General features: G+C 67.9%; 21 protein-coding genes. 12 read left to right on the top strand and 9 right to left on the bottom strand.

Going from position 1 to position 22,954, the window contains the following annotated elements; all coding sequences use genetic code 11:
• Nucleotides 1-74: 74 nt before the first annotated feature.
• On the bottom strand, nt 75-1,421 hold the full coding sequence (locus DIE17_RS01510) for a PLP-dependent aminotransferase family protein (RefSeq protein WP_124920594.1): 1,347 nt from the start codon (nt 1,419-1,421) through the stop codon (nt 75-77).
• 133 nt (nt 1,422-1,554) lie between these two features.
• Between DIE17_RS01510 and DIE17_RS01505 the strand changes: the two genes are divergently transcribed.
• From DIE17_RS01505 to DIE17_RS01495, 3 genes are read left to right on the top strand one after another with little or no spacing between them, the layout of a single operon-like run.
• A complete protein-coding gene (locus tag DIE17_RS01505; protein WP_124920593.1) occupies nt 1,555-1,959 on the top strand; it encodes a VOC family protein in 405 nt (134 codons plus the stop codon).
• A 35-nt stretch (nt 1,960-1,994) separates the two neighbouring features.
• A complete protein-coding gene (locus DIE17_RS01500) occupies nt 1,995-2,624 on the top strand; it encodes a LysE family translocator (RefSeq protein WP_124920592.1) in 630 nt (209 codons plus the stop codon).
• A gap of 54 nt (nt 2,625-2,678) precedes the next feature.
• Nucleotides 2,679-3,524 carry a PhzF family phenazine biosynthesis protein gene (locus DIE17_RS01495; protein ID WP_124920591.1) on the top strand — a complete coding sequence of 282 codons (846 nt, stop codon included), beginning with the start codon at nt 2,679-2,681 and terminating at the stop codon, nt 3,522-3,524.
• Between the two features lie 150 nt (nt 3,525-3,674).
• Here DIE17_RS01495 and DIE17_RS01490 read toward each other — a convergent pair whose 3' ends face one another.
• Nucleotides 3,675-4,865 carry a helix-turn-helix transcriptional regulator gene (locus DIE17_RS01490; RefSeq protein ID WP_124920590.1) on the bottom strand — a complete coding sequence of 397 codons (1,191 nt, stop codon included), beginning with the start codon at nt 4,863-4,865 and terminating at the stop codon, nt 3,675-3,677.
• Nucleotides 4,866-5,146: 281 nt separating this feature from the next.
• Here DIE17_RS01490 and DIE17_RS01485 point away from each other — a divergent pair, with 281 nt between their 5' ends.
• From DIE17_RS01485 to DIE17_RS01465, 5 genes are all read left to right on the top strand, one after another.
• On the top strand, nt 5,147-6,085 hold the full coding sequence (locus tag DIE17_RS01485) for an alpha/beta hydrolase (protein WP_124920589.1): 939 nt from the start codon (nt 5,147-5,149) through the stop codon (nt 6,083-6,085).
• Nucleotides 6,082-7,206, top strand: coding sequence for a bifunctional 3,4-dihydroxy-2-butanone-4-phosphate synthase/GTP cyclohydrolase II (gene ribBA / locus DIE17_RS01480; protein WP_124920588.1), 1,125 nt, complete (start codon nt 6,082-6,084; stop codon nt 7,204-7,206). Before DIE17_RS01485 ends, ribBA begins: the two co-directional genes overlap by 4 nt.
• A gap of 174 nt (nt 7,207-7,380) precedes the next feature.
• Entirely contained in the window at nt 7,381-7,803 is a 423-nt protein-coding gene (locus DIE17_RS01475; RefSeq protein WP_124484836.1) for a helix-turn-helix transcriptional regulator, read from the top strand.
• Between the two features lie 2 nt (nt 7,804-7,805).
• On the top strand, nt 7,806-9,140 hold the full coding sequence (locus tag DIE17_RS01470) for a type II toxin-antitoxin system HipA family toxin (protein WP_124920587.1): 1,335 nt from the start codon (nt 7,806-7,808) through the stop codon (nt 9,138-9,140).
• A gap of 127 nt (nt 9,141-9,267) precedes the next feature.
• Complete coding sequence (locus DIE17_RS01465; RefSeq protein WP_124519470.1) at nt 9,268-10,503, top strand: NADH:flavin oxidoreductase; 1,236 nt, start codon at nt 9,268-9,270, stop codon at nt 10,501-10,503.
• A 71-nt stretch (nt 10,504-10,574) separates the two neighbouring features.
• On the opposite strand, the gene DIE17_RS01460 is transcribed toward DIE17_RS01465, so the two are convergent.
• Nucleotides 10,575-11,702 (bottom strand): 4-hydroxyphenylpyruvate dioxygenase family protein, encoded by a 1,128-nt coding sequence (locus tag DIE17_RS01460; protein ID WP_044843109.1) that lies wholly within the window; start codon nt 11,700-11,702, stop codon nt 10,575-10,577.
• 356 nt (nt 11,703-12,058) lie between these two features.
• Here DIE17_RS01460 and shiA point away from each other — a divergent pair, with 356 nt between their 5' ends.
• The 4 genes from shiA (at nt 12,059) to DIE17_RS01430 (ending at nt 16,731) form a co-directional block, all read left to right on the top strand.
• Nucleotides 12,059-13,366 (top strand): shikimate transporter, encoded by a 1,308-nt coding sequence (shiA, locus tag DIE17_RS01450; protein ID WP_124484839.1) that lies wholly within the window; start codon nt 12,059-12,061, stop codon nt 13,364-13,366.
• Nucleotides 13,367-13,577: 211 nt separating this feature from the next.
• On the top strand, nt 13,578-14,879 hold the full coding sequence (locus DIE17_RS01445) for a UDP-N-acetylglucosamine 1-carboxyvinyltransferase (RefSeq protein ID WP_044843107.1): 1,302 nt from the start codon (nt 13,578-13,580) through the stop codon (nt 14,877-14,879).
• Nucleotides 14,880-15,275: 396 nt separating this feature from the next.
• Nucleotides 15,276-15,647, top strand: a complete 372-nt coding sequence (locus DIE17_RS01440) for a DUF4440 domain-containing protein (protein WP_124519472.1) — start codon at nt 15,276-15,278, stop codon at nt 15,645-15,647.
• A 313-nt stretch (nt 15,648-15,960) separates the two neighbouring features.
• Nucleotides 15,961-16,731, top strand: a complete 771-nt coding sequence (locus DIE17_RS01430) for an IclR family transcriptional regulator C-terminal domain-containing protein (RefSeq protein WP_124484841.1) — start codon at nt 15,961-15,963, stop codon at nt 16,729-16,731.
• Between the two features lie 54 nt (nt 16,732-16,785).
• On the opposite strand, the gene DIE17_RS01425 is transcribed toward DIE17_RS01430, so the two are convergent.
• The 6 genes from DIE17_RS01425 to DIE17_RS01400 form a co-directional block, all read right to left on the bottom strand.
• Entirely contained in the window at nt 16,786-19,086 is a 2,301-nt protein-coding gene (locus DIE17_RS01425; RefSeq protein WP_124920586.1) for an ATP-dependent DNA helicase, read from the bottom strand.
• On the bottom strand, nt 19,083-20,777 hold the full coding sequence (locus tag DIE17_RS01420) for a VRR-NUC domain-containing protein (RefSeq protein ID WP_124920585.1): 1,695 nt from the start codon (nt 20,775-20,777) through the stop codon (nt 19,083-19,085). The genes DIE17_RS01425 and DIE17_RS01420 overlap by 4 nt, the downstream gene beginning before the upstream one ends.
• Nucleotides 20,778-20,884: 107 nt before the next feature.
• Nucleotides 20,885-21,763 (bottom strand): MipA/OmpV family protein, encoded by an 879-nt coding sequence (locus DIE17_RS01415; RefSeq protein ID WP_044843101.1) that lies wholly within the window; start codon nt 21,761-21,763, stop codon nt 20,885-20,887.
• A gap of 207 nt (nt 21,764-21,970) precedes the next feature.
• Complete coding sequence (locus tag DIE17_RS01410) at nt 21,971-22,282, bottom strand: hypothetical protein (RefSeq protein WP_124920584.1); 312 nt, start codon at nt 22,280-22,282, stop codon at nt 21,971-21,973.
• Between the two features lie 17 nt (nt 22,283-22,299).
• Nucleotides 22,300-22,491, bottom strand: a complete 192-nt coding sequence (locus DIE17_RS01405) for a hypothetical protein (RefSeq protein WP_124920583.1) — start codon at nt 22,489-22,491, stop codon at nt 22,300-22,302.
• An 89-nt stretch (nt 22,492-22,580) separates the two neighbouring features.
• Nucleotides 22,581-22,880, bottom strand: coding sequence for a hypothetical protein (locus DIE17_RS01400; RefSeq protein WP_124519568.1), 300 nt, complete (start codon nt 22,878-22,880; stop codon nt 22,581-22,583).
• Nucleotides 22,881-22,954 lie beyond the last annotated feature (74 nt).

The raw sequence follows: 22,954 nt of genomic DNA, 5'->3' as shown, positions 1-22,954 counted from the left end.
CGCCAATTACCGTTAGTGGGGAGAGATACAAAACCCTGCGACCAAACGGCTAGTACGGTGCTCGCCCGGTGGCGTCACGCGCGCTGCTTCATCAGCCCTGCCAGAAGTGTCAGTGCTTCTGTCAGATCGTCGAACGACGGGCCGCCGAGGCAAAGTCGAATTCCGCTCGCCCGATCCTCCGGGTTCACCATCATGGATTCCGGAGGGGTCACCTTGATACGCATCGCTGCTGCGACGGATGCGACACGATTGGCAGCGTCACGCTCCATCGGCAGCCACGCATTGTAGGCGCCGGGATGCGAGACCACTTCGCTCGCGCCGAGCAGAGAGATGGCCAGATTGGATCGACGCCGCGCCTCATGGTGCAGGTCCCGCTGGATCGAGGAGATGACGTCGGTGGCCAGCCACTCCTCAACCACTGCGCAAGAGAGCGCCGACGGCGCCATTGGCAGGTCGCGCAGCGCGTCTTCCGCTGCGTCGTTGAGTCCGGCCGGCAGCGCGAGCACGCCGATCTGCAAACCGGGGCCGAGCGATTTGGACAGCCCGTTCACATGCAAGGTGATCTCGGGCGCCAACGCCGCAAGCGGTGGCGAAGCCGGCTCTGCCGACGCATAGACGCCGTCCTCGATGATCCACGCGCCCGCCCGGCGGCAAATATCCACGATGGCCTGCCTTCGTTCCGTGCCCATCGTTGCGGTGGTCGGGTTGTGCAGCGTCGGCGTGAGATAGACCGCCTTGCTGCCGGTCGATGCGATGCCGTCGAGTGCGTCCGCCAGTGCCCCCGGCGCCATCCCCTGCGCGTCGGTCTCGACGCCCTGCATCCGATATCCGTTGCGCCGAGCCAGCGCGATCGCGCCAGGATAGGTGATCCGCTCGGTCAGAAGCAGCCCCTGCGAGCCACAGGCAAGATCGAAGGCCAACGATAGCGCCTGACGGGCGCCGCTCGTTAGCACCAGATGCGTCGGTTCCACCATCAGGCCCAGCGTTTCGAGCCAGCGAGCCAGCACACGTCGGTGCTCCATATGTCCGGCGGGCGGGGCATAGAGATTGAGATGGTCCGCATCGATCTTGCGTGCGATCCCCGTCAACGTTCGCGCCAGCAAGCGCGCGTCGAGCATGGCTGGCGGCACATTGGACGAAAGGTCGATCTGGCGATCGTGATGCGCCTGGCGGATCGCCACGAAAGTTCCTCGGCCCTTGATGCTGCGCGTCAGGCCTCGCCGTTCAAGCGAGGCATAGGCTTTCGTCACCGTGCCAAGGCCAATCCCCAGTTTCAACGCGAGATCGCGGTGAGCGGGCAGACGGTCGCCTCCCGTCAGCCGCCCCTCGATGATGTCGTCAGCCAGGGCGAGGACCAACCGCTCGGCGGTATTCGCGTCGATGTCGGCAAGTCGTGGTGACCAAGGGGATTGCAGAAGCATGTTCGCCGCCCAAATATTAGTGTCACGTGACACTATTTATGAAAGCAACAAGCGTAACATGCGCGATGTGATGGGATGAGGTCATGCATTTCTGGAGGCGCCTGATCGCCATGACAGGCGTGTGGAGAGTCGAATGTTGAGCCATGTAACTGTTGGGGCGCGTGATCTTGGGCGGGCAGGCCGTTTCTATGATGCGCTGCTCGCACCGCTCGGACTGAAGCGTCGCGTCGTCACGTCCGATGGCGGGCCTCCGGCGCTTTGCTGGGTAACCGGTCAATCGCCGCTGCCGCGCTTCTATGTCTACATCCCGTACGACGGTGAGCCGGCGACCATCAGCAACGGCAGCATGGTCGCCTTTCTGGCCCCCTCGCAAGAAGCCGTGAACACGGCCTACGCGAACGGTCTCGCGCACGGCGGGACGGACGACGGTGCACCCGGGTTACGCCCCCACTACGGTAACGGCTACTTCGGCGCGTATCTGCGCGACCCCGACGGGAACAAGGTCCATATCGTTCATCGCGGAGACCTCCAGCCGTAACGCTGGAGACGCCCCGCATCTTTGGAGAAACTCGAATGATCGCCAGTCAGATCGCACTCGCCTACGGCACCTATCTGATCGCCACCGCCAGCCCCGGACCGAGCAACATGGCGATCATGGGAACAGCGATGCGCGACGGCCGTCTGCCGGCCCTCGTTCTGGCTGCCGGCGTCATCACGGGCTCACTCTTCTGGGCGATCCTGGCGGCGACCGGCGTTTCCGCCGTGCTGGCCGCCTATGCCGAGGCGCTTTTCGTCATCAAGATGGTTGGGGGTGTCTATCTGCTCTACCTGGCGTTCCGCACGGGCAGATCGGCGCTGAAACCGGGCTCCGGCTTCGCGAAGATGGAACCAGGACGCTCGACACCTCGCTATCGGCGGCTCTACCGCCAGGGCATTCTCATGCATATCGGGAACCCGAAGGCGGTTCTGGCCTGGATGGCAATCATGTCCCTTGGGCTTCATGAGCACGCCCCCGGCGGCACCTTGCCGGCGATCATCGGTGGTTGCGCGTTCCTCGGCGTCATCGTGTTCGGTGGTTATGCGGTCCTCTTCTCGACCGCTCGGATGATCGCCCTGTATACCCGTCTCCGGCGCTGGATCGAAGGCACGCTATCCGCGGTGTTCGCCGTTGCGGGAGTCAATCTGCTTGCCTGGCAACGTTGATATCCCGGCTTGTCGGCGCCATCACGAACTGACCTGAATTGAAAGAGCGATGTCATGACCTTTGCGATCCATATGATCGATGTCTTCGGCGCCGGGCCGCTTTCGGGCAATCCGCTGGCGGTCGTCATCGGTGCCGATGCCCTGGCAACGGACGACATGCAGCGGCTGACGCGATGGTTCAACCTGTCCGAGACCGCTTTTCTCTTGCCACCCACGCATCCTGAGGCGGACTACCGGGTCAGGATCTTCACGCTGGACAGGGAGATGCCTTTTGCCGGGCACCCGACGCTCGGCAGCTGTCATGCGTGGCTCTCGACGGGCCGCGTGCCGAAGAGCGAAGCGGAAATCGTCCAGGAATGCGGAGCCGGGCTGGTTCCGATCCGACGCAATCACGAGCGGCTTTCCTTCGCCGCCCCGCCGCTGATCCGCTCCGGCGCGCCGACACAGGATGAATTGGACCAGGCCCGGCGACTGCTGGGGATCGAATCCGGCGATGTCCTTGATGCCGCCTGGATCGACAACGGTCCCGGATGGCTGGGCATCAGGCTGGTATCGGCGGAAACGGTGCTCGCCCTCAATCCGCTCCGCGGTTGGCCCGGCCGGATCGATGTCGGCGTTATCGGCCCTCATGCAACAGGCGGCAACGCGGCCTTCGAGGTTCGCGCCTTCTTCAGCGACCATCTGGGCACCGTCGTCGAAGACCCGGTCACTGGAAGCCTCAATGCTTCAATGGCGCAGTGGCTGTTCGCGACAGGTGTGGTTGACGACGACTATGTCGCCGCCCAGGGGACACGCCTCGGCCGCCATGGCCGCATTCATTTGACCCGCGACGAGGCTGGTCATATCTGGGTTGGCGGCAAGACCCGCACGCATGTCGAAGGCCGGCTCCGCGGCCTTTGAAAAGGCAAACGAGAAAGCGGCAACCGGATGTACGGGCGAGCCTCTTTTGCATGATGCCTCCATCGCCGAGCGTCACGTGCCCCGTCGACTGTTGTCGCTGGCTCGCCAGAGGAATGCGGCCGACTCCGACGGATCGACATCGGCCTCTACTTATCCCAGCGGCACCACGCTCCCGAGCAGGATTCGCACGAGTGTCGCCTGGCGCGTCACGCCCGTCTTCGAGAAGATCGCGCGCAGGTGCGTGCGCGCCGTGTTCTTGCTGATCCCCGATTCCTCCGCCGCCTCCTCGAGCGTCAGCCCGTTCGTCAGCAGCAGCGCGAGCGACGTCTCGGCGGGCGTCAGGTCGAACAGCTTGCGGATGATTTCCTGCGCGCCTTGCGGCTTGCGGTCGGGGTCGCGCAGGAACAGCGTGACGGCCGGCCGGCGCTTGTTGTCCTCCGACCAGTCGGACAGCAGCACGGTGCGCACCAGCAGCCCGAGGCGCGGCTTGTCGAAGCCGCGCGTGATCGGCATCGCCTCGACGATCGCCGCGGCCGTGCCGTGGTGCCCCATCACCGCGTGGCGGATCAGCCGCTTGAGCGTGCGGTTCTCCTGCGCATCGGTCGCCTCGATCGTGCCGCGCGCAATCGTCAGACCGTTGTTCTGCTTCAGGATCTCGTCGGCGACGCCGTTCATGTCGATGATCGTGCCGTTCTCGTCGAGCGTGATCGTGCCGATCTGCATCCGGTTGATCGCGTTGGCATAGATCGACCGCTCGACCTCGGCCGTGTCGAGCCGCGAATGCAGTTCGACCGCCCGCTTCAGGTGCGGCAGCAGCAGCGCGCAGATCGCCTTGTCGCGCGCGGAGAACTGCTTCGACGCATGATTGCGGCACACGCGGAACCGGCACTCGACGCCCGACGGCGTGCGCAGGTCCGCGCCGAGAATGTAGCGCACGTCCTGCGGCTTCAGGAACTGCTTGTACAGTTCGCTCGACCGCCAGCCCGTATCGCCGAACACGTCGTCGACCGTGACCACGCGATCGGCCGGCAGGCCGACGAACGGGTCGAGCGAATAGTAGTAGTTGTTGTACGACGCCTCGCCGTCCCCCGGCACGACCGGGCCGAACTCCGATGCATGCACGGACAGCGGCGCGCGACGGTCGCTCGCGGCCGCGCGCAGGATCAGCGTCACGTAGCTGGCCTGCAGCAGCCGGCGAACCATCTCGAGCGCGCCCGCCCACGGCGGCGTTTCCATCGGCCCCTGGTAGATGCGCGCCATCAGCTCGCTGAAATCAGCGACGCCGATGTCGGCCTCCTCGCTCGTTGACTGGCTCTCTTGCGGGGCCCATCTCGTCTCCATCAGCACGCTCCATCCTCCATGCAACTTGTGTTCGGTGCGATTCATCCGCGCCGCCATGATTAAGACGTGTCTTAATTCCGGCGTCATCGGGACATTCACTGAATGGTGAGCTTTGGCCATCCGGACGTGCGAACCATCGTCCAATCGGATGATGTGGCGCCCTGCCCGCTGCGCTGGAATGCCCGTCAGGCCGTGCCGGCAAGCATCCGGCGCGGGCTCAGGGAAAACCGCGATGCGGGTTTACCTGATTCAGACCGCATCCGATTCAGACAGGAGTTCCAATGCCGCTCGACCCTCAGGCGCAGGCGCTGCTCGCCGCGCTCGCCCAAGTGCCCCCGATCGATTTCGATCGACTGACCGTGCCCGCGTACCGTGCGAGCCTCGCCGGAGGCAGCGCGTTCGCGCCCGGCGACGCGATTGCCGCCGAAGAGGACTGGCAGATCCCGGCGCCGGGTCGTCAGTTATCCGCACGACTGTATCGGCCCGATGCCAACGGGCCGTTGCCGCTGACCGTGTTTTTCCACGGTGGCGGCTTCGTCGCGTGCGGGATCGATTCGCACGCGAACCTGTGCCGCAGTCTTGCCAGGCGGGCGCGCACGCTCGTGCTGTCGGTCGATTACCGGCTCGCGCCCGAAGCGCGCTTCCCGGCAGCCGCGCAGGACGCTTGCGACGCGGTGCGCTGGGCCGCCGCCGGTGCGCGCGATCTCGGCGCGCGCGCCGGGGCGATCGCCGTGGCCGGCGACAGCGCGGGCGGCAACCTGGCCGCGGTCGCCGCGCTGCAGTTGCGCGGCTCGGGCATCGCGATCGCGCACCAGTTGCTGCTGTATCCGGTCGTCGATTGTGCGACCGAGCATCCGTCGTACGAATCGCTCGGCGAAGGCTATTTCCTGACGGCGGACGCGATGCGCTGGTTCAAGCGCCAGTATTTCGGCGACGGCGCCGACCGCGCATCGCCGCTCGCGAGCCCGCTCGCCGTGGCGGACCTGTCGGGCGCGGCGCCGGCCACCATCGTCAGCGCGGAATTCGATCCGTTGCGCGACGAGGCCGAAGCGTACGCACTGCGCCTCGCGCAGGCCGGCACGCCGGTCTCGCTCGTGCGTTGGCCGGGGCAGCTGCACGGCTTCGCGAGCATGCTCGGCGCAATCGACGCGGCCGATCGCGTGCTGACCTTCGGCGCCGACGCGCTGCGCCGCGCCTTCGACGCGACGGAGGCGCAATGACGCTCGCCAGTACGCGGGAAATCGTCGACGAGCTGCGTGCGGGACGGATGGTCCTGCTCGTCGACGAGGAGGACCGCGAAAACGAAGGCGACCTCGTGATCGCGGCCGATCACGTGACGCCCGACGCGATCAACTTCATGGCGCGCTTCGGGCGCGGGCTGATCTGCCTGACGCTGACTGCGGAGCGCTGCGAGCAACTGCGTCTGCCGCCGATGGCCGATCGCAACGGCACGCCATTCGGTACCGCGTTCACCGTCAGCATCGAGGCGGCCGAAGGCGTGACGACCGGCATTTCGGCAGCCGATCGCGCGCGAACGATCCGCGCGGCGGTGCGCGCGGGCGCGCGTCCCGACGATCTCGTGCAGCCCGGCCACGTGTTTCCGATCGCCGCGCGCCCGGGCGGCGTGCTGGTGCGCGCGGGACACACTGAGGCCGGCTGCGATCTCGCGGCGCTCGCCGGGCTCACGCCCGCGTCGGTGATCTGCGAGGTGATGAACGACGACGGCACGATGGCGCGGCTGCCCGAGCTGCGGACGTTCGCCGCGCATCACGGGCTGAAGATCGGCACGATCGCGGACCTGATCCATTACCGCCGCGAGCACGAGTCGCTCGTCGAACGTGTCGGCGAACGGCCGCTGCATACGCCGTGGGGCCGGTTCCGCGCGATCGAGTATCGCGACACCGTGCACGGTGCGCCGCATCTTGCGCTGGTGCGCGGCGAGCCCGATCCGTCGACACCCGTGCTGACGCGCGTGCACGAATGCCATTCGCTGCTCGACCTGCTCGACGCGGAACCGTCCGCGCATTCGTGGCCGCTGCACGCGGCGCTGCAGCGGATCGATGCGGCCGGTTGCGGCGTCGCGGTGCTGCTCGACTGCGACATGCGCGGCGACGCGATGCGAACGCCGGCTGGCCACGCGCGCCGTGACGGCCGCGTGACGGGAATCGGCTCGCAGATCCTGCGCGAGCTCGGCGTGCGGCGGCTGAACGTGCTGTCGAGTCCGTTCCGGCTGCCGGCGCTGTCGGGGCACGACCTGGAAATCATGGCGTTCATCCCGCTCGGCGACGACGATCCGGAAAGCGCGGGCGCCGCCGATGCGAGCCCGCTGCGGGCGGCGTGATGATGCCGGGCTGACGGGCGCGTGCCGCGCGTCCTGGCGCGGCCCCAAGGGTTTCGCTTGACAGGCTGTCGTTTGTTTTTATGAAATACAGTCTCGGGTTTGTATTTTGACGATACATGCCATAGACTGTATTTTTCGATTACAAACGATCGCCTGTCATTGCGCGGAGAGCCCATGGCATTCCCTGTCCAGACCTTGAGCCAGTTGCGCCCGATCCTCGTCGGCTTCCGGAAGTCGGCGGGGTTCACGCAGGCGCAGCTCGCTGCCCGCCTCGGCGTGACGCAACAGTCGTACGCGCAGCTCGAAGCCAATCCGTCCGCGGTCAGTATCGAACGTCTTTTCAAGGTGCTGAACGTGCTCGGCGTTCGCCTGGCGCTCGAGCCGGGCACGCCGGACGACGCAGCGGCGCCCGCTGGCACCGCGCCGGCGCCCAAGCGCACGCCGGCCGCGCGCGGTCGCTCGTCCGGTTCGCCCGGTTCGTCCGAGCTGCCGGCTCGCCCGCCGGCCGCTGCGAAGGCCCCATCCGCCGCCACGCGGAAACGGCCCGCCGCCGCCACGCCCGGCAAGCCTCGGGGCACCACGCGGGAGGACTGGTGACGATGGCCCGCCGCCCCCGCCACGACCGCCTCGACCTGTGGATGAACGGCATCCCGGTCGGCTACTGGGAAGTCCGGCGCGGCGTCGAGCGCCTCGTCTACCTGCCGGCGTGGGTCGACGATCCGCAAGGCCGTCCGCTGTCGCTGTCGCTGCCGTTCACGCCGGGCAATCAGCCGCACCAGGGCGCGATCGTCGCCGACTACTTCGACAACCTGCTGCCGGACAGCCAGCCGATCCGCCGCCGCATCGCGCAGCGCTACCGGCTCGGGTCGACGGCGCCGTTCGAACTGCTCGCGTCGATCGGCCGCGATTGCGTCGGGGCGCTGCAGTTGTTGCCCCCGGACGAAGCACCGGTCGACCTCGAATCGATCGACGGCACCGCGCTCGACGATACGGCCGTGGCCGACGTGCTGCGCCACGCGACCGCCGCGCCGCTGCCCGGCCACGCGGAGCCGGACGGCGAGCTGCGCCTGTCGATCGCCGGCGCGCAGGAAAAAACCGCGTTATTGCGCGACGGCGATCGCTGGCTGCTGCCGGCGGGCAGCACGCCGACCACGCATATCTTCAAGCTGCCGCTGGGGCGCGTCGGGAACATGCAGGCCGACATGCGCACGTCGGTCGAGAACGAATGGCTGTGTTCGAAGATCGTCGCCGCGTACGGCCTGCCGGTCGCCGCGTGCGACATCGGCCGGTTCGACGACCAGAAGGCGCTGATCGTCGAGCGTTTCGACCGCCGTCCGTCCCGCGACGGCACCTGGATCCTGCGGTTGCCGCAGGAGGACATGTGCCAGGCGACCGGCACGCCGTCGGGCGCCAAATACGAATCCGACGGCGGCCCCGGCATCGCGACGATCATGGGCATCCTCGCGAATTCAGCCGAGGCCGCGCGGGACCGGGCGAACTTCTTCGTCACGCAGCTCGTGTTCTGGGTGCTCGCGGCCATCGACGGCCACGCGAAGAATTTCAGCATCGCGCACCTGCCCGGCAACACGTATCGCAGCACGCCGCTGTACGACGTGCTGTCCGCGCATCCGATCATCGGCACGCGCCGCAACCAACTGCCGCCGCGGCGCGCCCGGCTCGCGATGGCCGTGTGCGGGAAGAATCGCCATTACGTGATCGGCGACATCCAGCCGCGTCACTGGATCGCGCAAGGCGCGCGTGTCGGTCTGACCGAAGACGTCGTACGCGCGGCCATGGCCGATGTGGCGGCACGCACCGAACCGGTAATCGCCGGCGTCGCGTCGCGCATTCCGGCGGATTTCCCGTCAGACGTGGCCGATGCGATCTTCGACGGGATGCGCCGCCAGGCGCGCAAGCTGGGCGCGGCCGACTAGGCGGTGCGGGCGGCGGGCGGCGGGCGGCGGGCGGCGGGCGGCGGGCGGCGGATCATCCACGTGGACGATGCGATCCGGCGTCGGCTCCGCACAATGGTCGCCATCCCCATTCCGACGCACGCCCGACATGGAACCTGCCGCCCTCGATACTGCGTTCAGCCCGCTGCAGATCGGCCCGCTGACGCTGCGCAACCGCTTGATCAAATCCGCGACCAACGAAGGGATGACGCCGAACGGCGTGCCGTCGCGTGCGCTCGTCGGGTTTCATGAACGCATCGCCGCGGGCGGCGCCGCGCTGACGACGGTCGCGTACTGCGCGGTCAGCGACGACGGCCGCACGTTCGTCGACCAGGCGCGGCTCGATGCGCCCACGGTCCGGCAATTCCGCGCGCTGACCGACGCGGTGCATCGCCACGGCGCGGCGGCGTCCGCGCAGATCACCCACGGCGGCTGCTTCACGTTCCTGCCGTCGCTGTCGACGAAACGTCCGTTGAGTGCGTCGGGCGGGTTCAACAAGGTCGGCGTGATGAGCGGGCGCTTCCTGAAGCAGGCGATGACGCGCGACCAGATGACCGTCATCGCCGACGAATTCGCACGCGCGGCGCGCCACGCGCGCGACGCGGGCTTCGACGCGGTCGAGATCCATATGGGTCACGGTTATCTGCTGAGCCAGTTCCTGTCGCCGCTGTACAACCGCCGCCGCGACGCATACGGCGGCGATGCGGCGCGTCGCGCGACGTTCCCCGTCGAGGTGCTGCGCCGCGTGCTCGATGCGGTCGGCCGCGATCTCGCCGTGGTCTGCAAGATCGGCGTGACCGAAGGCGTGCGTGGCGGCGGAACGCCCGACGACGCATCCGAGATCGCACGGCGGCTCGAGGCCGAGGGCGCGCACTTGCTGGTGCTGAGCGGCGGGATGAACGTCGAGTCGGTGTGGCAGCTGTTCGGCAGCCCGCTGCCCGGCGAGGCGCGCGCGAACGCCGACAACGCGATCGTGCGCACCGCGATGGCGCTGCAGAAGCTCACCGAGCCGAAGATGGGCGCGTTTCGGGAGATGTATTTCCTCGAGCATTCGCGGCAGGTGCGAGCGGCCGTCCGGATGCCGCTCGCCTATCTCGGCGGCGTGCGCTCGCGCGAGAACGTCGCGCTGGCGATGCGCGAAGGATTCGACGCGGTGGCGCTCGCCCGCGCGCTCGTGTTCGAGCCGGGTTTCGTGAACGAACTGCGCGACGGCCGCATCGCGCAATCGGGCTGCACGTCATGCAATCGCTGCGTCGTGTCGATGTACACGCCGGGCGGTACCGCATGCGCGCTCAAGGCGCCGAACGATCCGGCGCCGAACCGTGTGCCGGCCGCGGGCGGGTGACGTTACGCGGTCGCTGATTTCTCAGTCGCACTCGCGGCCGTGGCCACTACCGCGACCACGCCCTCTGTCGCTCACCCGGCGTCGCGGGCGCGGGCCAGCGCCGCGAGGTTTCCTTCCCCGAATCCGTGGTGCCCCTGCCGCTGCACGATCTCGAAGAAGATCTCGCCGGGCCGGCGCTTGACGAAGGTCTGGAAGAACAGGCGCGGCACGCCGTCGCTGCCGATTTCGCCGTCGACCAGCACCGCGCGGCGGCGCAGCGCGTCGAGATCGACGCCGTGCCCCGGCAGCCGCGCATCGACTTCGTCGTAATAGCGCGCCGGCGGTTCGATGAATTCGACGCCGTTCGCGCGCAGCGCATCGACGCTCGCCAGGATGTCGTCGGTCGCCAGCGCAACGTGCTGGACGCCTTCGCCCGGATGGTCCGGCAAATACGCGTGCATCAGCTCGGTGCGGCGCGTGCCTTCCTCGTAGACCGGAATCCGCACCGCGCCGCACGGCGACACCATCACGCGCGACTCTTCCGACACATGCCAGTGCGCGTCGATTTCATGGATTTCGCGGAAGTGCAGCAGGTCGTGATAGAAGTCGAGCCACTCGCGCATGCGCCCCGCGCCGACCGTCTGCGTGAAATGGTCGACCTGCTGCAGGCCCGTGCCCGCGCAATCGAGATCGGTATGCGCGGTCGCGATGTCGATCGGCCGGAAATCGATGTCGAAGATCGAGATGTCGCCGACGCCGCCGCGCTGGCCGTCCCGCCCGCGCCAGCGATCGACGAAATAAAGGTGCGAATCGCCGATCCCCTGGATCGCCGGAATCTTCAGCTCGCCGACCCCGATCCGCTCGCCCTCGAACGCCCACGCGCCGAGCTCGATCGCACGCTCGAACGCGCGCCGTGCGCTGGCCACCCGCAGCCCGATCGCGCACACGCCCATCCCGTATTCCTCTGCATAGCGCGCAGCGAACGAATCGGGCTCGGCGTTGATCAGGAACTGCATCTGCCCTTGCCGGTACAGCGTGACGTTCTTGCTGACATGGCGCGCGATCGCCTTGAATCCGAGCTGCTCGAAGCGTTGCGCGAGCGCGTCCGGCACCGGCGCCGCGAACTCGACGAATTCGAGTCCGGCCATCCCGAGCGGATTGGCGGCCGGATCGGCAACGGGCGGCGTATCGCTGGACAGGGGGTGGGAATTGCCGGGCATTACAGTCTCCGGGGGTATGCGGTCGATGGGGATGACGCCCGCGCGTGCGGCATCCCCGGCCGATGGGGTGGCCGGGTGTCCGCCCGATTCGGGCAAGGTTTTGATGGTCCCGATTTTAACCAGATCGTTCACGCCGGCACACCCTGGCCGAACGGGATACGAATGCCTCGCCTAGTGCAAACCCGGGATTCGTTCGATAATCGCACATAAAAGAGCGATAATCGCGCATTTTGTCCGATCGGCCAATTGCCGTCGCGCGGCGCGCGCCCTATTCTCCGTCCACCCATCGACTTCAATGCAGCATCGGACGCGGCGCCGCCACGATTCCACGATGCGCCATGCCAGGAGACTTCGCCATGACCCCAACCTTCGACACCCTCGACGCCGCCGCCGGCGCCCGCGCGCGCAGCCAAGCCCGCAAGGCCGCGATCGGCAGCTTCGTCGGTGCCGTCGTCGACTGGTACGACTTCCTGCTGTACGGGATCGTCGCCGCACTCGTCTTCAATTCCGAATTCTTTCCGAAGGTCAGCCCGACCATGGGCACGCTCGCGGCGTTCGCGACCTTCGGCGTCGGCTTCCTGTTCCGGCCGCTCGGCGGCGTCGTGTTCGGCCATTACGGCGACCGGCTCGGCCGCAAGCGGATGCTCGTGCTGACCGTGATGCTGATGGGGCTGTCGACCGTCGCGATCGGCCTGCTGCCGAGCTTCGCGACGATCGGCTGGTGGGCGCCCGTGCTGCTGGTGCTGATGCGTGCGATCCAGGGCTTCGCGGTCGGTGGCGAATGGGGCGGCGCGGCGCTGATGGCCGTCGAGAGCGCACCGAAGCAGAAAAAGGCGTTCTACAGCAGCGGCGTGCAGGTCGGCTACGGCGTCGGGCTCGTGCTGGCCACGGGGATCGTGTCGATCCTGAGCCATACGCTCGGCGAGGCCGCGTTCAAGTCGTGGGGCTGGCGCCTGCCGTTCGTATTCAGCATCGTGCTGGTGCTGATCGGGCTGTGGGTCCGCAAGAGCATGGACGAGTCGCAGGAATTCGTCGAGAAGGTCGAGCACGGCAATCGCAAGCTGCGCCTGCCGGTGCTGGAGGCGCTGACGCGCCATCCGAAGGCGTTCCTGCTGATCGTCGCGCTGCGGCTCGCCGAACTGTTCACGATGTATATCGTCACCGCGTTCGCGCTCAGCTATTCGACGTCGAACCTCGGCATGTCGCGCGACCTGTTCCTGAACATCGGCCTGCTGGTCGGCGCGGTCAGCTGCGTGACGATCCCGTGCTTCGCATGGCTGGCGGACCGCTTCGGCCTGCGCCGCATCTACCTGATCGGCGCGCTGATCGGCCTCGCGTCGGCGGTGCCGTTCTTCGTCGCGCTGGAATCGCGCTCGATCGCGTGGATCGTGGTCTTCTCGATCCTGCTGGCCAATGCCGCGCACGACATGATCGTGAGCGTCCAGCAGCCGCTCTTCACCGAGTTGTTTGGTGCGGAATACCGCTACAGCGGCGCGGGCGTCGGTTATCAGTTCGCGAGCGTCGTCGGCGGCGGGTTCACGCCGTTCATCGCGGTGGCGCTGGTCAGCCTGGCCGGCGGTTCATGGCACCTGGTCGCCGGCTATCTCGCGGTGGGTTGCCTGATCTCGCTGGTGGTCGCCGCGCGGATGCGGGCGGCGGAGTGAGGAAATGACCGGAGGGCCGGCCGCAATACGCGCCGGCCATTTTCACACCGGCTACTATCCCCGGCGAGCCGGACGGGCCCGGCCCTCGCCCAACGTCAAACACGGTCAATCCCGCGCGCAGAAGCCCTTTTTGCCCTCTGAACATTCCACGTCACCCGCCGACCAATGGCATCATATGGGCCTACGTCAGTCACAGATACGCCCCCATATCATGTCGAATCTCATCGTCCACGGCGGCACTCCGCTGCGCGGGGACATCAAGCCGTCCGCGAACAAGAACGCCGTCCTGCCGATCCTGTGCGCCACCCTGTTGACCGATCAGCCGCTGCGCCTCGTCGGCGTGCCGGACATCACCGACGTGCGCAAGATCCTCGACATCTTCCGCACGCTCGGCAGCGACGTGTCGGTCGACTTCACGACCGGCATTCTCGAACTCCACCATCGCAACACGACGTTCGACCCGGCCGTTCACCGCCTGCCCGAGGCGATGCGCTCGTCGATCATGCTGATTCCGCCGCTGCTCGCACGCTTCGGCGTCGCGCGCCTCGAGAACGACGTGAAGGGCTGCACGCTCGGCGTGCGCGAAATCGATCCGCACGTCGAAGTGTTCGAGCGCTTCGGCGCGCACATCCAGCGCACGCCCGATTCGCTGATCGTCCGTGCCGACGGCCCGCTGACGGCCAACGATCACTGGCTCGACTACGCATCGGTGACGACCACCGAAAACTTCGCGCTGTGCGCGACGGCCGCGGGCGGCACCTCCACGCTGATGAATGCGGCGTCCGAGCCGCACGTGCAGGAGTTCTGCCAGTTCCTCGCGATGATCGGCGTCGCGATCGAAGGCATCGGCACGTCGCGCCTGTGCGTGACGGGCGGCGGCAAGCTCGGCGGCGGCGAATTCCGCTTTGCCGAGGATTTCCACGAAATCGCGACGTTCCTCGCGCTGGGCGCGATCACCGGCGGCGACATCACGGTGCGCAACTCGTCGCCGGAGCATTTCCCGCTGATCGACCGCACGTTCGCGAAGTTCGGCGTGACCGTCACGCACCGCGACGGCTGGTCCCGTGCGGAACGCGACGGCCCGCTGCGCGTGCGCCGGCCGTTCACGCAGAACATCCTGACCAAGGTCGAAGCCGCGCCGTGGCCGTACCTGCCGGTCGACCTGCTGCCGATCTTCATCGCGCTCGGCGTGCGTGCGGAAGGCAGCGCGATGTTCTGGAACAAGGTCTACGACGGCGCGCTCGGCTGGTCCGGCGAACTGTCGAAATTCGGCGCGCACGTGCTGCTGTCCGATCCGCACCGGCTGATCACGTTCGGCGGCCTGCAACTGACGCCGGCGCGCGTCGAGAGCCCGTACATCATCCGTGTCGCGATCGCGCTGCTGATGGTGGCCGCGAGCATCGAAGGCCGCTCGGAAATCATGAACGCGCTGCCGATCCGCCGCGCGCACCCGCATTTCGTCGAAAACCTGCGTTCGGTCGGTGCGAACGTCGAGTGGACGAGCAGCGAGTAATGGCAATCGGGATGCGGCGGGCGTAACAGGCGCGCCGCATCCGCCGCTTTTTGCATTCGACCGGCGGCGCCGACGCGCCGCTGCCCCCTCTTCAGCCATCGGCCGCCGTCGGGTGCGTATCGGCCACGCTCCCGCCTCACTTCCCGTCCCGGCATCGACGTCGTTCGCGTCGACGTGGCAGCATCGATCACACCATTACGGTCACGGCCCCTCGGCCGGGATTGCTCGAGCGCATGAGCTGGATGTCGCCGGCGCCAATGCATTGCATCGCTCGCCGAACGCCAGATTCAGACCTGTCCGATTGCCCAAACACCTGTCGAAGCCATAGGCTGCGTTCCTTCCCAAGCGAATAGCCGCACACACGGCAACTCGCACTTCAACCGGAATGCAAGCGACATGGAACCTCGATTCACACTGATGCAGATGCGCGAAGTCTGGATCGATGCGTATCGCCACGCCGACGTCGAGCAACTCGATTTCGTGGCAAGCCCGCACTTCTTTATCCAGCACGAAAATCGCTTTCGTCCGAAAGCGCAGTTTCTCGCTCGAATGCGCGCCCTGTCGGCCGAACGGGCGACGGTCACACGTCGTGTTGCATACCGGGATGACGCGATACAGATCGCCGAGCACGCGCAATGGGCGACGATATCCGGAACTGGATTCGTCTGGCACGACGGAACGATGGATTCTCGCTTCGATTTTCTGGAGCTGTGGTGCGTGAGCGACACCCGATGGCGGATTGCCGCGCTTTGTCACGAACACACGTGAGCCCGAGAACCTCGCGCTGCCTGACCGCCCGTCGCGACCAGAACGCCGGACGAGCGCGTGCCCGAAACCGCCGGCGCTCAGACAAACGGATTCCGCAATACTGGATCACCCTCCACCCGCAAGCCGTCATGCATATCTTCGGTGTACAGGTACTCGCAGCCCTCGATCGAGGCCGTTGCCACGATGCACGGGCTGCAAGGCCGCACAGCCGGCCGAACGGATAGCGCCGGCTGGCCGCATGTCGCATTGTCCGCCGCGCCGCGCGATAATCGCCCACTCCCGCACGAACACCGCGCACGACGCGCCCCCGACCATGAAAAAGCCCGACCTCGACCGACGCGACTGGATTGCCGGCCTCGAAAAGGGCCTGATGATCCTCGAGGCATTCGACAGCCAGCACGCGCGGATGACGCCGACCCAGGCCGCCGCCCGCACCGGCCTCACGCGCACGGCCGCGCGGCGCTACCTGCTGACGCTCGAATCGCTCGGCTACGTCTACACCGACGGCAAGCTGTACGGCCTCACGCCTCGCGTGCTGCGGGTCGGCTGGTCGTACTTCGATTCGGCGCGCCTGCCGCGCACGGTCCAGCCCTATCTGCAGCAACTGAGCGCGTCGCTGAACGAATCGGCGTACGTGAGCGTGCTCGACGGCTGGGAACTCGTGTTCATCGCCCGCAACGGCGTGTCGCGCGTGATGACGACCGGCTTCGTGCTCGGCGCGCGCGTGCCCGCCCCGCTGACGTCGCCGGGCGTCGTGCTGCTCGCGCATCAACCAGATCGCGAGGCCGTCCGCACGTGGCTCGACGACACCGAACTCGCGCCGTTCACGCCGCACACGATCACCAACAAGGCACGCCTGCTCGAACAGGTCGACCACGCGCGCGACGCGGGCTTCGCGGTGATCGAGCAGCAATTGCAGGTCGGCGTGCGCGGCATCGCGGTGCCGCTGAAGAACCGTCACGGCGAAGTCGTCGCCGCGCTGAGCACGAACATGCCGATCGGCGCGGAGACGACCGACGCGGCCGTGCGGCGCGTGCTGCCGCATCTGCAGGAAACCGCGCTCGCGATGCTCAACGTGCTTTAGGGATTCACGCGAGCCGCGCGCACGACATCCCGCGCACGACATCCGTCACGCCCGTCACCCGATCCGCCACCACCGCGGCAACAGATCGCGCACCTCCCGCCGCCGGTAACGATCGTCGATCAGATGCACGACGCCCTCGTCGTGTTCGGTGCGGATCACGCGCCCGGCCGCCTGCACGACCTTCTGCAGGCCCGGGTACAGATACATGTAGTCGTACCCGTTGCCGAAGCGCGCCTCCATCGCGCGCCGCATCTGTTCGTTGACATCGTTGACCTGCGGCAGCCCGAGCGTCGCGATGAACGCGCCGATCAGCCGCTCGCCGACGAGATCCACGCCTTCCGAGAACGCACCGCCCAGCACCGCGAAGCCGACTCCGCGCCCGCCCGCGTCGAAGCGCGCGAGAAACGCGTCGCGCTCGCTTTCGGCCATGCCGGGCGCCTGGGCCCACACGGGCACGTCCGGATGACGCGTCTGCATCAGCGCGACGACGCGCCCGAGATAGTCGAAGCTGCTGAGGAAACCGAGGTAGTTGCCGGGCCGTGTCGCATACTGCGCGGCGATCAGGTCCACGATCGGTTCGAGCGAACGGTCGCGGTCGCGCCAGCGCGTCGATACGTGGCTCGCGACGCGCACGGTCAGTTGCTCGGCGCGGAACGGCCCGTCGACGTCTAGCCAGCCGGTGTCGGCCGGCAACCCGAGCGTGTCGCGATAGAAATGAAACGGGCTCAACGTGCCGGAAAACAGCACGGTCGCGCGCGCGGCGTCGTAACGCGGCGCGAGAAAGCCGGCCGGAATCACGTTGCGCACGCACAGCATCGACTGGATGCGGCGCCGGCGCCCGGCCGGTGCGACGCCGTCGAGCCCGGCCTGGCGCGGCAGCGGCTCGCCGTGCAGCGTCGCGTCGAAGATCGACGCGCCGTCGAACGCATCGGCGAGCACGCCGAACTGGATCGCCTCGAAATGAAAGCGCAGCAGCGCGTCGCCGTTCGCGCGCGGCGCATCGGTCAGGTGTTCGCCGATCGCCGCGACGAGGTTCTGCACGGCCGACACGATCGGCCCCGGAATCTCGGGGTATGCCGCATAGCGCGCGGCCTGTGCGCGATTGAGCGTGCCCCACGCGCGCGCGAGCCGGTCGAACGCCTTGCGCAGTGCCGCGGGCGCCGCCTCGCGCGCGGCCGCGAATGCGAACGGGTCGAGCGATGCGCTATACATCTTGCGGGCTCGATCGAGCAGGTTGTGCGCCTCGTCGACGAGCACGCCGACGCGCCACTGGTTCTGCTGCGCGAGCGTATGCAGCATCGCGCTGCCGTCGTAGTAGTAGTTGTAGTCGCCGATCACCATGTCCGACCAGCGCGCCAGCTCCTGCGCGAGATAGTACGGACAGACGTCGTGCGCGAGCGCCGCCTCGCGCACGGTATCGCGATCGAGCAGCCCCGCGCCGATCGCCGCGTCGCGCGCCGCCGGCAGGCGGTCGTAGAAGCCTTGCGCAAGCGGGCACGATTCACCGTGACACGCGCGGTCGGGATGCTCGCACGCCTTGTCGCGCGCGACGAGCTCCAGCACGCGCAGCGGCAGCGCCGGCGTGCCGGCGCCGAGCGTGGTCGCCGCTTCCAGCGCGAGCGCGCGGCCAGGCGTCTTCGCGGTCAGGAAAAACACGTGATCGAGCTCGCCCTCGCCGCACGCCTTCAGCAGCGGAAACACCGTGCCGAGCGTCTTGCCGATGCCGGTCGGCGCCTGCGCCATCAGGCAGCGCTCGTCGCGCGCCGCGCGATAGACGGACACGGCCAGCTCGCGCTGGCCGCTGCGGAATCGGCCGTGCGGAAACGTCAGCGCGCGCAGCGCCGCATCGCGGGCCGAGCGGTGCGCGGTCTCGCGCTCGGCCCAGCCGACGAAGCACGCGCACTGCTCGGCGAAGAACGCGGCGAGCGCGCTTGCGCCGAGCGTCTCGGTCAGCACGGTCTCGCGCTCCGACACGATGTCGAAATACACGAGCGCGACGTCGATTTCCGCGAGTCCGCGTGCGTCGCACATCAGGTGCGCATAGACCTTCGCCTGCGCCCAGTGCAGCGCGCGATGATTGGCCGGCATCGCGTCGAGGTTGCCGCGGTAGGTCTTGATCTCCTCGAGCCGGTTCGCGACCGGGTCGTAGCCGTCCGCGCGCCCGCGCACGGTGAGCGTGCCCCACGTGCCGGTCAACGCGATCTCGGTTTCGTAGCGCGCGCCGCGCTTCGACGTGACGGCGCCGTGGCCGGCAATGCCTTCGAGCGCGGTCGGCGCGGGCGTGAAGCGCAGGTCGAGATCGCCGCGCCGCGCGGTGAATTCGCACATCGCCCGCACCGCGACGACGTAGCTCATGCGGACAACCCCGCCGCTTCGGCCTGCTCGACACCGGCTCCGGCCCATTCGACATCGACGACACGCACCGGCATGCCGTGCGCGAGGCAGTACGCGAGCCAGCGCGTCTGGTTGTCCTGCAGCCGGTCGCCGGGGCCCTTCACCTCGATCAATTCATAGCGCCGCTCGCCGGGCCAGAAACGGACGAGATCGGGCAGCCCCGAGCGGTTGCCGCGGATATCCGCGAGCAGGCGCGTGAACCACAGCCGCAGGTGCTCGGGCGGCAGGCAGGCCAGCGCCTCGTCGAGCAGTTCGCCGGTCAGCACGCCCCAGAACACGAACGGCGATTGCAGCCCCGTCTTCGTCGCGAAGTGCCGGCGGATCGTGTCGCGGTACGCGCCCGAGTCGAGTTGCGCGAAACAGGCGGCGAACGCGTCCGTGCGGCGCACGGCGAAATCGGGCGCGTGCAGGTCGGCCGGGCCGCGCTGGAACGGGTGAAAGAACGCGCCGGGCACGGCCGCGAACACGGGCTCCCAGCACAGCAGGCCGAACAGCGAATTGATCAGCGTGTTCTCGACGTAGTGAACCGGCGCATCGGGCTGCGCAAGATGGTCGCGCACCGCGTATTCGACGCTGACGAACGCTTCAGGGCGCATCAGCACGAGCGTCTCGCGCGGCACCTCGGGCGTGCCGCCCGCGCGTTCGACCCGCTGCCCGAGACGGCGCTGCAGGCGCGGCAGCATCCGCTCGACGCGCTGGCGCTCCTCGTCGCTTTCGAAGCCGCCTCGCGCATCGAGCGCCAGCGCGAGCGCATCGGTGTCGCGGCCGCAGCGTTCAAGCACGCGAATGCGCCGGTGCCGGCTGCCCGGCCACGCGCTGCGCGCATACGCGTCGAGCGCGGCAGCCCAGTCGGCGCGGCGCTCGCAGGTCTGCCCGAGCGTGAACAGCAGCTTCGCGCGGCGCGTCGCGAGCCACGGCTGCGCGCAGCCGACCGCGTCGATCGCCTGCAGCAGATCGTCGAACGGCTGGTCGTCGGGCCATGCGTCGAGTGCTTCTCGGCAGGTCTGCAGCGCGAGATACGCGTCGACGTCGTCGCGCTGCTGGAACGCGCGCGACGACGGCGCGAACGGCACGCTTTCGTACTGGAACACGCCGAGATCGGCGAGCACGAATTCGCTCCAGTCCTGATGAAGATTGCCGAAGAACATCAGCCGCAGGCGGTCGCACAGCGCGCCGACCGTCACGCGCAGCACGCAATCGTCGGCCTGCGCGCACCATGCGTCGAGCGGTTGCGCCACGTCGTGCGCGGGCCGCAGCCGCTCGAGCCACTCGGGCTTGCGCTCGCCCGCGTGCGCCGCGAGCGACGGGAACATCTTCAGCAGGTCGGCCTTGGTCGACAGCAGGAACAACTCGTCGAGCGTGAGCGCGGGTGCCGGATCGACCCAGCCGAGCTCGACGAGCGGCGCGGCCGCGTCGAGCGTGCTGCCGATTTCGTCGTACACGAGCTTGCTCGCGCGGAAGTCGGCGCCGCTGCGCATCAGCATCCGCACGAGCAACGCACGCGACCCTTTCGGCAACTGCGCGAAATGCGCGAGAAACGCATGTTCGCTCGCATCGAGCAGGTCGTCGTAACGCTCGCCGAGCCAGGCCAGCGCGCGTTCGAAATTGGTCAGGTAGTAAAACGCCGGGGGCGTCGGCGATGCAGGCGTCACGGGGATCGATCACTGTACGTTTGTACAGGTCGGAATCATATCAAATGTGACGAAAAATGCCGCATGCCGCGCACCGCCATGCGGCTGCCCCGCCGGCGCCGATCCGGTCAGAACTGGTAATTCACCGACATGTCGAACACGCCGTTCGTCGACTGCTGCGTGATCGGGCTGCGCCGTGCGCGGCCGACGAGCTGTTCGATCGCGCCGTCCATCGTCACGAACCAGTGCTTGTTGACGAACCACACCATCGTCACGCCCGCGCCGAACGACTTCATCCCCGCGCCCGACGAATAGGCCGGCAGCCCCGAGCGCGCGGACGCCCCCGCGGGCACGCCGAACCAGCTGTTCATGTAGCGCGAATCGGCGAACGACACGGTCGGCCCGGCGAACCAGAAGAAGTGTTCGTTGCTGCCCGGCATCGGCATGTACGCGGAGAAATCGCCGACCCAGCCGTTCGAGCCGCCGATGCTGCGCCGCACATCCGCGCGCAGCACGAGCGGAAAATCCTTCGAGATCACGTAGTCGGCCGCGAGCTTCATCACCGGCGCCGCGTTGATGTTGTCGAGCCCGTTCAGGTGGTCGAGGTCGTCGGCCGAGCGGCGCCCGAGGTCATAGCCGACCGACAGGCTCACGCGCCAGTTGGGCCCGCGCAACACGTTCGCGCCGAGCCCGTCGCCCGTCGACAGGAAGAACAGGTCGCGATAGCGCACGTCGAGATTCGGGCCGCCCATCACGCGATAGCGATCGGACCCCGCGTAGCGCGGCTGCAGCGTCATCGCCGCGCCGACGCTGACCTGCCACGTGGGGACGGTCGGGCTGAACAGTTTCTGCAGCGGGACGCCCGCCGAGTATTGCCATTCGCCGAGCGGCGACGGCGTCTGGGCCGACGCGTCGCGGGCACCGGCCGCCGCGAGCGCGGCGAAGGCCGACAGGCCGGACACGAACCGGCGGGTGCCGGGCGACAACAACGGGCGGGCAACTGTCATCAAGGCGGTCTCCGTCGGTTGCACGAAACGAACCTGAGGGAAAGCGCGTCGCAGCCTGGCCGGCTGCAACGGCGAGCAGCCGACGGCGCGAACGTAGCGTGCGCTGAATTGTGAACATCCTACGCTGGCGCGCGCGAAGCCGCAAAGCGCCCGTTGAACGCGGGCACTTTGCCGTATTCCGGCATGAACCGGCGCAGGGTTGCGGAATCAGAAACGCTCGACGTGATAGTCGCCGGCGAGCGCGGCCGGGCTGCGCTTCGCCATCATGCGCGAGAAGCCGTCCGCGAGACGCCCGAGCGCGAGCTGCTTCTGGCTCGCGTCCCAGTGCGTGTAGGTGTCGTAGGCGGTGTCGTCGAACGACACGGTGACGGCGACCGGGCGCCCGCTCGCGCGAAAGCCGATATGCAGCACGCCGCCCGGCAACTCCTCGATGTGGTAACGCAATGAACGCGACTCGAAATAGCGGCCCAGCACCTGGGCGATCGCGCGCTTTTCGGGCGATTGCACGTGAATGTCCATGATGGTCCTCCTTTTGATCATCGCGCGGCCGGCCGCGGTTCGCTGCCCTCGCCCGGCATCCGCATCGGCGGCGGCTGCGACGGCGGATCGCCTTGCGGCAGGCCCGGGGGCACGGGCGGATCGAACGGATCGTCGTGCTCGGGCAGCGCCGGATCGGGATCGAAGTCGGGCGTCGGCTCCGGACGGTGCAGCATGGATCGTGTACTCATGTCGCTCCTGCGCGGCGGCTCGCGCGTGTCGATGGGTGCGGCGAGCGCGCGCAAGCGGCGTGCCTGCCCGGTGGGCAGCCGCGCACCGGTCATGCATCGTAGGCCGCCATCACCAGCCACAGCGTGCGCCCTTCGGCGGCGAGGCGCGCCGCGAGTGCGAATCGATCGGACGGCGCGCATCGCGCGGCGAGCGCCCGCCGTGCGCTTTCCGGCCCCGCGTAGACAGTAGGGTTCAGCTCGCGAACCTCGTCCTTCCCGTCGAACATGCGCCGCTCGGGCCGGTGGATCTGCGATTCGCGCTTCCATGTGTCGAAACGCTCGCGCACTTGACTGAAATCGCCGCCGCACACGTTCGCGTCGTAACGTATTCTTTCCCTGGGTTCATTCATCACGATGTCCTCTCGTCCACGCCGGCGGCGGGCCGGCCACGTCTCAGCCCGCTCGGCCGGCTCGACGGCTGCAA

The sequence above is a fragment of the Burkholderia sp. Bp9099 genome (assembly GCF_003857805.1).
GTDB lineage: Bacteria > Pseudomonadota > Gammaproteobacteria > Burkholderiales > Burkholderiaceae > Burkholderia.
The sequence above is the reverse complement of the archived record's forward strand: the minus strand, read 5'-3'. Positions and strand labels throughout refer to the sequence as shown.